At 45.6% G+C, this 8166-nt stretch carries 9 protein-coding genes and 1 tRNA gene; 5 read left to right on the top strand and 5 right to left on the bottom strand.

Features of this window, described 5'->3' with window-relative positions:
* The coding region (maeA, locus tag QD47_RS24905) for an oxaloacetate-decarboxylating malate dehydrogenase (protein ID WP_044648642.1) at positions 1 to 974 on the bottom strand (974 nt) is incomplete at its 3' end.
* A gap of 442 nt (positions 975 to 1416) precedes the next feature.
* Positions 1417 to 1488: transfer RNA gene (locus tag QD47_RS24900), tRNA-Val, on the bottom strand.
* Between the two features lie 141 nt (positions 1489 to 1629).
* On the opposite strand from QD47_RS24900, the gene QD47_RS24895 reads away from it, so the two are divergent.
* Both QD47_RS24895 and QD47_RS24890 read left to right on the top strand, forming a co-directional pair.
* Positions 1630 to 2073, top strand: a complete 444-nt coding sequence (locus QD47_RS24895) for a GNAT family N-acetyltransferase (protein ID WP_044648641.1) — start codon at positions 1630 to 1632, stop codon at positions 2071 to 2073.
* 88 nt (positions 2074 to 2161) lie between these two features.
* A complete protein-coding gene (locus QD47_RS24890; RefSeq protein WP_014282348.1) occupies positions 2162 to 2398 on the top strand; it encodes a DUF3892 domain-containing protein in 237 nt (78 codons plus the stop codon).
* 121 nt (positions 2399 to 2519) lie between these two features.
* Here the strand turns inward: QD47_RS24890 and QD47_RS24885 are convergent, their stop codons facing one another.
* Positions 2520 to 3284 carry an MBL fold metallo-hydrolase gene (locus tag QD47_RS24885; protein WP_044648640.1) on the bottom strand — a complete coding sequence of 255 codons (765 nt, stop codon included), beginning with the start codon at positions 3282 to 3284 and terminating at the stop codon, positions 2520 to 2522.
* Between the two features lie 201 nt (positions 3285 to 3485).
* Between QD47_RS24885 and QD47_RS24880 the strand changes: the two genes are divergently transcribed.
* On the top strand, positions 3486 to 4043 hold the full coding sequence (locus QD47_RS24880; RefSeq protein ID WP_044648639.1) for a hypothetical protein: 558 nt from the start codon (positions 3486 to 3488) through the stop codon (positions 4041 to 4043).
* Between the two features lie 79 nt (positions 4044 to 4122).
* Positions 4123 to 4428 (top strand): DUF1292 domain-containing protein, encoded by a 306-nt coding sequence (locus QD47_RS24875; protein WP_025684269.1) that lies wholly within the window; start codon positions 4123 to 4125, stop codon positions 4426 to 4428.
* Between the two features lie 122 nt (positions 4429 to 4550).
* Here QD47_RS24875 and QD47_RS24870 read toward each other — a convergent pair whose 3' ends face one another.
* Positions 4551 to 6026, bottom strand: coding sequence for an aminotransferase class I/II-fold pyridoxal phosphate-dependent enzyme (locus tag QD47_RS24870; RefSeq protein ID WP_044648638.1), 1476 nt, complete (start codon positions 6024 to 6026; stop codon positions 4551 to 4553).
* A 186-nt stretch (positions 6027 to 6212) separates the two neighbouring features.
* On the opposite strand from QD47_RS24870, the gene QD47_RS24865 reads away from it, so the two are divergent.
* On the top strand, positions 6213 to 7496 hold the full coding sequence (locus QD47_RS24865; protein ID WP_044648637.1) for an MFS transporter: 1284 nt from the start codon (positions 6213 to 6215) through the stop codon (positions 7494 to 7496).
* A 26-nt stretch (positions 7497 to 7522) separates the two neighbouring features.
* Here QD47_RS24865 and QD47_RS24860 read toward each other — a convergent pair whose 3' ends face one another.
* Positions 7523 to 8155, bottom strand: a complete 633-nt coding sequence (locus tag QD47_RS24860) for a YktB family protein (RefSeq protein ID WP_044648636.1) — start codon at positions 8153 to 8155, stop codon at positions 7523 to 7525.
* Between the last annotated feature and the right edge of the window lie 11 nt (positions 8156 to 8166).

Genomic DNA, 8166 nt, shown 5'->3' with positions numbered 1-8166 from the left:
CCTTCCAGCATCATGGCTGCACTAATTTGATCTGCGTTACCGATACCGGCGGCTCCTGGACCAAATACCAAAACTCGATGCTTGCTTAGTGGGACTCCAGACAGTTTAACACCAGACATAACACCTGCGAGCGTAACTGCACCAGTGCCTTGAATATCATCATTAAATGTCAAAATACTGCTTCCGTATTTATTGATAATGTTCCGGGCGTTGACATTGCCCAGGTCTTCCCAGTGCAGTAGCGCATTCGGAAAATAAGACAGTGCAGTTTGAACATAGGTGTCAATAAATTGGTCATATTGTTCTCCGCGAACACGTTTGTGACGGTTCCCCATATATAAAGGATCTTGCAGTAGTTTCTCGTTGTTCGTACCCGCATCAAGAACAACAGCCAACACCCGGCTAGGATCAATACCAGCGGCGGCTGTATAAACGGCCAATTTACCAATGGAGATATTAATTCCGCCAACTCCCCAGTCCCCGATTCCCAGAATACTTTCGGAATCTGTGGCTACGATGAGGTCAATATCCTCAGGGTCCAGGTTCAAATTTTTAAAAGCTTCTTCAATGGCGGAAAGGTTACCAATAGATAAATACATACCGCCGGGTTTGTGGTATTCATGACTGTATTCCTGTATAGCCTGACCGACCGTCGGAGTATAAACAATCGGAAGCATTTCGCTTAGGTGCTCGGAGAGCAAGCGATAGTAAAGGACTGTATTCCGGTTAAACAGATCGTTTAACGCGATATTTTTACGCAAATTATCTGGTTGGCTCTGAAATTGCTCGTAAACCCGTTGAACCTGTTCCTCAATAGTCAATATGGTAGGAGGAAGGAGACCGTCAAGTCCAAGCTGCTGCCGTTCTTCAAGAGTAAAAGCTACTCCTTTATTCAGTAGTGGATTAGCCAGCAATTCCTTTCCGGTTAATTTGGTTTCGATAGAACCATCTTCAGTCAATTGAAAAGCACGCATTTCTAATTCCTTCTTTCTAGAAAATTACATTTAGTTAAACCTTGAACAATTCGTGAACCAGTATACGCCTTATTTTAAACCAAGTGAACAAGTATGTTGTGTGAAAAATGGTTATATAAGTGTTTACATAAGAAATTTTATGAAAATGTTTTTCAATCATTATTATCTGAAAATTTCATTATATTTTCATTATATTTTCGATAAATTTTACAAAATGTGATTTTTTTCATAGCGAAGCTACTGTGGAGCTGAATGGCTCTTACAATCAGGAATAGAATTTATTTCATTTCATGGATAGGAAGAGATTTTTATAACAGGTGAATAAAGTGAATGAAGAAGAGAGAGGGGGATATACACAATAAGTCACTTGGAGTTCTAACTATGAGACTTTTTTATTTTCAGGCAAACAAAAAAGCCTTGAGTATCAAGGCTTTTTGACGTATAGGACGGATGGGGATCGAACCCATGACCCTTACCCTGTCAAGATAATGCTCTCCCGCTGAGCTACCGTCCTTCGGTTATTAGATAATATCATGTATTAACCATAAATGTAAAGTAGAAAAATAGAAATAAGCTTGTACTTCATTACCATTTATATATATAATTCAAATTTAGTGGGTTTGCAAATTGAAGCAGTGATAAGGGGGAGCGGATGATGGCCGCAGAAATTATTAGTGTGACGACAGAAGAACAGCTACAGGCAGCGATATTGATCCGTACCAAGGTGTTTGTCGAGGAGCAAAAAGTTCCTCTCAATCTAGAAATTGACCATTTTGACAAGCTGGGGGATACTGCACATCACTTGCTAATCTCTGATCATGGTGAGATGGTGGCAACGGGACGCTTGACCTATTATGAGGAAGATACAGCTAAAATGCAACGTATTGCGGTTCTCAAGGAGCATCGCTCCGGGGGGTACGGACGTATATTACTGCTGGCTCTGGAGGAACGCGCACGTGAGCTGGGGCTGCGGCATTCGCTGCTGGATGCTCAATGTCAAGCTGAAAAGTTTTACGAGAAGCTCGGTTACGAGACGATTTCGGAAGAACCTTTTGACGATGCCGGGATTCCACATGTACGCATGCGCAAAAAGCTGTAGCTGGCAGCCCGAAGATGCATATAATTCTGCATAGGGTGCATGCTAGTAAAAGTTCCTCCACTATACTATGGATAAGGAGCGATGCAGCATGGCTAATGTAGAACGGGAACAAATTACGGCAGTACGTAAAAACGGTGATGGTGATCTGACGTCATTCCAGACATCTACCGGACGGGTTTTGGATTACAGTCAGGCTCTAAATGAAATTGAAGCAGGCTCGATTGCCGGGGTCAATGTTTTCAAAGCCAAGGACGGAAGCAAACGGATTCGCGGAGATGCTGATGGAGATCCTACGAATAATTTGGATCAGTTGCCGTTGTTCTGACGTTCATTTCAAGCATCTATCGCTAAGCACATAACTACACGCAAGTATATGCCAAAGCCGCCGGGTTCTTTTTCCAGTTGGAAACCCGGCGGCTTTTTGTTATTTCACTTTGTATCCAGTATTATTTTTGCTCTGTGCGTTCCAGCTCCACAATGTTGTATACGCGCTGTTGCTCCAGAAAGGACATGACTCCAGCTTTTTCCTTGAATTGCTCCATGTCGTCACTATAGTGCATGAGACGAATCCGCTCTTGAAGCTGGATTGGCAAGCTGAGCAGCTCGTCCAACGTCGTATGGACTTCTCCTGCACCCTGTAATTGAACCTCATGCAAAATGCTGCGACAGCCTCGCTCGTGTACCAGTTGATTCAGCAGATCTGGATCAAAGGTCATATCCGCACTATAAAAAAGACGGTCATTAATGAACAGGGAGTAGCTGTCTTTACCGGGGATATGACGGGTAGGAATGAGTTCAACTTCGATGCCGGATACTAAGCTGGTGGGTTCACCAGGCGTCAGCACGTTTACCTCAAACACATCCTCCAGCTTGCCAATCATTCCTTGCTGTGACATGCCGCCCTTGAGCGTATTTTCCCATAATGGATGAATTAGCGGTTCTGCGATACAAAGCACAGGTTTGCGACCATGTAGGATATTCATTTGAAAGCCAAACTCTTCCAGACCCCCGACATGATCGGCGTGAATGTGGGTGATTAGAATGGCGTCAATTTCGGGCAATGGGACACCCATTTGGTGCAGAGCCAGCGAAGCGGTTGTTCCACAGTCGATTAGCAGCTTGCCTTCTCCACTGTCCAGCAGTGCGTTATTGTTGTAATAGTTTTTGGCAAAGGCACTGCCTGTGCCTAGCATTTGTATGGTCAGGCTCATTCGTATTTCACCCTCCAGGCTAAATGTGTATAAATCCTCTTCAGTCGTATCTTACCATCGATGCTGTTAGAAATTAAAGATTTTACGCCATATCAAAAACTTTGGACAATTTGTGATGCCTAGCGCAACTTGTGGAACTGAGCTAGGTATAAATGTAAGACAGAAGTTATTTAACAGATAATGATGGAGGGATATCTAGCGATGAAGTGGAGAAAAGTTATGGCCCTAGTGATGGCCTTTTCGATAATGGGAGGGACCGTTATTTCGGCGGAATCCGCCAAGGACCAAGTGAAGTTGATTATTAACGGTGAGGTGTCGAAGGATGGCGCGGTTGTCATTGATGGCAAAACGTATGTGCCCATTCGGGATTTTAACGGGATTGTCAGTTTTGATCCGTCCGGTGGAAAAGTTGTTTTCGACCAACCAAATGTACACATGTTCTTGTTTAAGGGCGATACGGTGTTCGGTAACGTGAATAAAGGCAACAAAGTGAAATTCAATGTATTCAGTCAGATTGATACGTTGAAAGCGGATATCTCCGGAGTGAAGGTAGCGATTACTGACCCGGCGGGTAACGTGAAAGATATTCAGTCCCAGGATATCAGCGGAGCACAAAAGGATAACTTTTGGTTCCGTACCAACGACTTTACGTATGATTTTAAAACAGCAGGGAATTACCGGGTTGGTTTCTACATTAAAGAAAGTAAAGACAGCAGCTATACACTGGTGTCCGAAAAAGTCATTACAGCGATAAATTAGGCATACCACAAATTGACCTGTACCCTTGATCATGTTACGATACGGGGGAAAATAAAACAATTTGAAGGTAGGTATTTCCATGAGTGATCACAAACATGAACACGGTGAAGCCTGCAACCACGATCATGACCACGAACATGAAGAAATGGTTCTTACGCTAACTGATGAAAATGGCAAAGATGTAGAAATGGTGCTGGTAGAGACCTTTGACGTAGAAAATCACGTTTACGCTCTCCTGCTGGAGCGCGGCAATCCTGAAGCAGACGGCATTATTCTTCGTATGGAAGAAGAAAACGAAGAAATGGTGCTTTACAATATCGAGGACGAAGATGAATGGAAACGTGTAGAAGAGGCATACAGCGAGCTGGTTGCCCAATACGAATAACCTTGGATCTATCGGCTGCTACAACTTTGTAAGCTGATGAAAAAGCCCCCAATCGGGGGCTTTTTTTGTTAAGCATTTAAGATGCTTATAAGATTTTTCAAGCTTGTTACGGCTCAGGAGGCTTAGGAAATGGCGTCCGTTTCAACAATAACCTTCACTTGATGTACGGTCCGGTCCTCCGGTCCTTTTACAGGCAGGCCTACTTCCACATGATCGACAATATAATCAATATTGTCCTGTGAGATCACTTCGCCCGGCAGTAGGATCGGAATACCTGGCGGATATACATAAATGAATTCTGCAATAATGCGTCCAGCAGATTCCTTGAATGGTACCACTTCCGTATCTCCGTAAAAAGCGTCTCTCGGAATCAGGGAGAGCTGGGGGATTTCCTGTATTTTTACATCCAGTTCATGCTGCTGACCTGTAGAATAATGAATAGCAGCCAGCTCACGCAGAGCCTTCAATAAAATCTCAATGTCCTCTTTCGTATCCCCGGGGGTCACCAGACAGAGAATATTGTACATATCGCTAAGCTCAACCTCGATATTGTAGTTTTCTCTCAGCCAATTTTCCACGTCGTACCCAGTAAGGCCTAGATGACGAATATGAATGGTGATTTTGGTCGCGTCATAATTATAGGTTGCCTCTGTACCGAGAATTTCACTGCCAAAGCAATATAATCCTTCAATCTTGTTGACCTCTGCACGGCAGTATTCGGCCAAATCAAGCGCACGTTGCGCTATTTCATAGCCATTGAGAGCCAGATTGCGGCGTGATGTGTCCAGAGAAGCCAGCAGGATATAGGAAGTGGAAGTCGTTGTCAGCATACTGAAAATCGTCTGCACACGCTGCGGATTGACGTATCCGTTTTTGGTATTCACATTCAGAATCGAGCTTTGTGTCAAGGAACCGCCTAGCTTATGGACGCTTGTAGCTGACATATCTGCTCCCGCTTCCATGGCGGACATCGGCAGATCAGGATGAAAATGAATGAGTACACCGTGGGCCTCATCGACCAGGACCGGCACATTATAGCTGTGAGCGAGATCAACTATTTCTTTCAAATCGGCGCACACACCGTAATATGTCGGGTTGATGACGAGGACGCCCTTGGCGTCAGGATGGCGTTCCAGTGCCCGGCGTACGGACTTGGTTGTAATCCCGTGGTGAATACCAAGATTTTCATCACTGACCGGAGATACGAATACAGGCTTTGCTCCAGACAATATAATGGCAGACATTATAGATTTGTGTACATTTCGGGGTACAATAATTTTATCACCTGGCAAGCAGATGGACATAATCATAGTAATGATAGCTCCACTTGTACCCTGTACACTGTAGTAAGTATAATCTGCTCCATAGGCTTCTGCCGCAAGCTTTTGGGCTTCTTCGATGACACCCGTAGGTTGATGCAGATCGTCCAATGGAGCGATGTTGATCATATCTATGGAAAAGGCATTATCCCCCATAAATTCGCGAAATTCCGGATCTGCCCCCACTCCCTTTTTATGACCTGGGATGTGAAATTGAACCGGGTTGCTCTGAGCGTGCTTTTTCAAAGCAGTAAAAAGCGGGGTGTTGCTTTGATTCATTAGTGTTGTCACAACCTTTCGTGCAGGATTTCGACAATCCTGGCAAGTGATAATAGAACAAAATTGAGTATAGCAGTTTGAAGTAGGAATGCAAGCGGTTGACGGTGCTTTTATTTGTGAATGAGAGGAGCATGGAGACAACCCGGACTTTATGACGAAAAAACGAAGGTAGAGGATGTGGGACAGATGAAACAAATCGGAAGAGAAAAAAATCCTCGGCGGTTATGGTCTCCCTTTTTTGCGGAATTATGGGTACTGGTATTTCTGGTTGAATTTATGAAGGGATCTCTTCTGGTAGCTATCCTGCCGGTATATATGGGAGAAACGCTCGGACTGTCAGCCGGAATCATCGGTCTGGCCTTTTCGCTCCAGTATTTTGGTGACAATGCGTTCCGGGCACCGGCGGGCTGGATAGCTGAACGGCTCGGCTACCGGGGAACGATGTCGACCGCGTTGCTGTTTACACTTGTTGCGGTGATCATGCTAAGCGTGCTGACAGAGCCAGTGTGGCTCGTAGTTGCCTGTCTGTTGCTCGGTCTGGGCACTTCTCCGCTCTGGCCTTGTGTCATGACTGGAACGACTGAAATGTCCGGGCCTAACAACAGCAATGGTGCGGCGATGGGCACATTGGAAATTGCGTCCATGGGCGGAACTGGAATGGGGCCGCTTGTTATGAATTTCGCTATGGCACATTATGGTCATTCCTACGGAATGGTGTTTATGATTTTGACAGGATGCAGCATTTTGTTATTGCTGGTCTCCCTTATGCTGCCCGGACGGAAAGAGTCTGCCGACAAAGGAGCGCTGCAACGGAGCGCTTTGGTGTCCTCCGACGGTCTTGCAAAACAAAAGCTGAAGCTGCTGGGAGGAATCAAGGAGACGATCATTACACTCAAAACAAAACTTGATGTAAACCCGTTAATTTACCCGGCGCTGTTTTTGCAGTCGTTTGTTATCGGTCTAATCAGCCCGGTATTGACGCTGTACGCCCGTACGGACCTCGGGATTTCGCCGAATTTGTACAGTGTACTTCTAATTGCTGGCGGCGGGGTAACGGTGCTGGCGCTTATTCCTTGCGGAAAGCTGGTGGATCGGCTCGGAACAGAATACTTTCTGCACGCCGGTTTTTTACTTGCCGGGATTACGCTGTTTTTCTTTTCCGCCGTCCGATCAATTCCGCTTGTGTTTGTATCCGTAGCCCTTATCGGCTTGGGCTATGCGCTCATTTTGCCTGCATGGAATACCTTCCTCGCTAAATTGATCCCAGAAAGCGAGCGAGCGACGATATGGGGCTTTTTTCTGACACTCCAAGGTTCAGGTATGGTCATCGGTCCGCTCGTTTCAGGAGTGCTGTGGGACCGCGCAGGACACACAGCTCCATTTATCATCAGCGGAGTTGTAATGCTGCTTATGTTCGGCTGTCATTTGGCTTTGGCGCGTAATCCGCGCAGAAAGACGGCCAAAGCCTGAACAGCAGCTTGATTAGCTAATGCTGGTTACTCTTTCGAGAAGGCAATTTGGTACAGTGGCAGCAAACGCTCAAAAGTAGAACGCACTGTCTGTAGCAATGCAGCTCCGTCACTGGCGAGTGGGTCGTCCCGGTCGATACGGATACCACACATGACTTCGGCTTTTTTTACCTGCTGTAGCTTGTCGATGATCGTTTGAAAATCCTTCTCGTCCATTTGTTTTTGCTCTGTACCTTCCGGGGCCATATGGTCCATGGACCAGTAAAAATGATCAGGTATGTTAGAGCGTACATCGCTCAGGTTGGCTTTGAGTGCCTGGGCAAACGTAGTTTTATTCGGACTTTCATAAATAATCGCAAAAATGACGAATAGATGTGAAGCAAACATACCTACCTCAAAATGCGGTAACGCCTTGTATCCACGCTTGTTCGCCGCCCAAGCTACCCAAGAATCCTTGGGTGGGTTTACTTTGCGCCGTGCATGTTTTGCAACGTGAACGTGCATAGGCTCGCCACACAAGTCCGTCAGGAAAGGAGCCAACTCCGCACCAATCGCTTCCAGTTTGGGTCGAACCTGTTCAATCAGTACCTCCATGCGAGGCTCCAGCCCCGGTATTTCAAAAACATCAAAGTCCTTTGCTGTAAATCCACTGAACGTCATACCTTTTCCTC

This window comes from Paenibacillus terrae (genome assembly GCF_000943545.1).
Lineage (GTDB): Bacteria > Bacillota > Bacilli > Paenibacillales > Paenibacillaceae > Paenibacillus > Paenibacillus terrae_A.
Note: the sequence above shows the minus strand (reverse complement) of the source record. Positions and strands in the feature narration are given on the sequence as shown.

Excerpts from the sequence above, each read along its gene's own strand:
- QD47_RS24870 (WP_044648638.1), bottom strand. The coding sequence starts at position 6,026 with ATGAATCAAAGCAACACCCCGCTTTTTACTGCTTTGAAAAAGCACGCT.
- QD47_RS24860 (WP_044648636.1), bottom strand. The coding sequence starts at position 8,155 with ATGACGTTCAGTGGATTTACAGCAAAGGACTTTGATGTTTTTGAAATA.
- QD47_RS24865 (WP_044648637.1), top strand. The coding sequence starts at position 6,213 with ATGAAACAAATCGGAAGAGAAAAAAATCCTCGGCGGTTATGGTCTCCC.
- QD47_RS24895 (WP_044648641.1), top strand. The coding sequence starts at position 1,630 with ATGGCCGCAGAAATTATTAGTGTGACGACAGAAGAACAGCTACAGGCA.
- QD47_RS24880 (WP_044648639.1), top strand. The coding sequence starts at position 3,486 with ATGAAGTGGAGAAAAGTTATGGCCCTAGTGATGGCCTTTTCGATAATG.
- QD47_RS24875 (WP_025684269.1), top strand. The coding sequence starts at position 4,123 with ATGAGTGATCACAAACATGAACACGGTGAAGCCTGCAACCACGATCAT.
- QD47_RS24885 (WP_044648640.1), bottom strand. The coding sequence starts at position 3,284 with ATGAGCCTGACCATACAAATGCTAGGCACAGGCAGTGCCTTTGCCAAA.
- QD47_RS24890 (WP_014282348.1), top strand. The coding sequence starts at position 2,162 with ATGGCTAATGTAGAACGGGAACAAATTACGGCAGTACGTAAAAACGGT.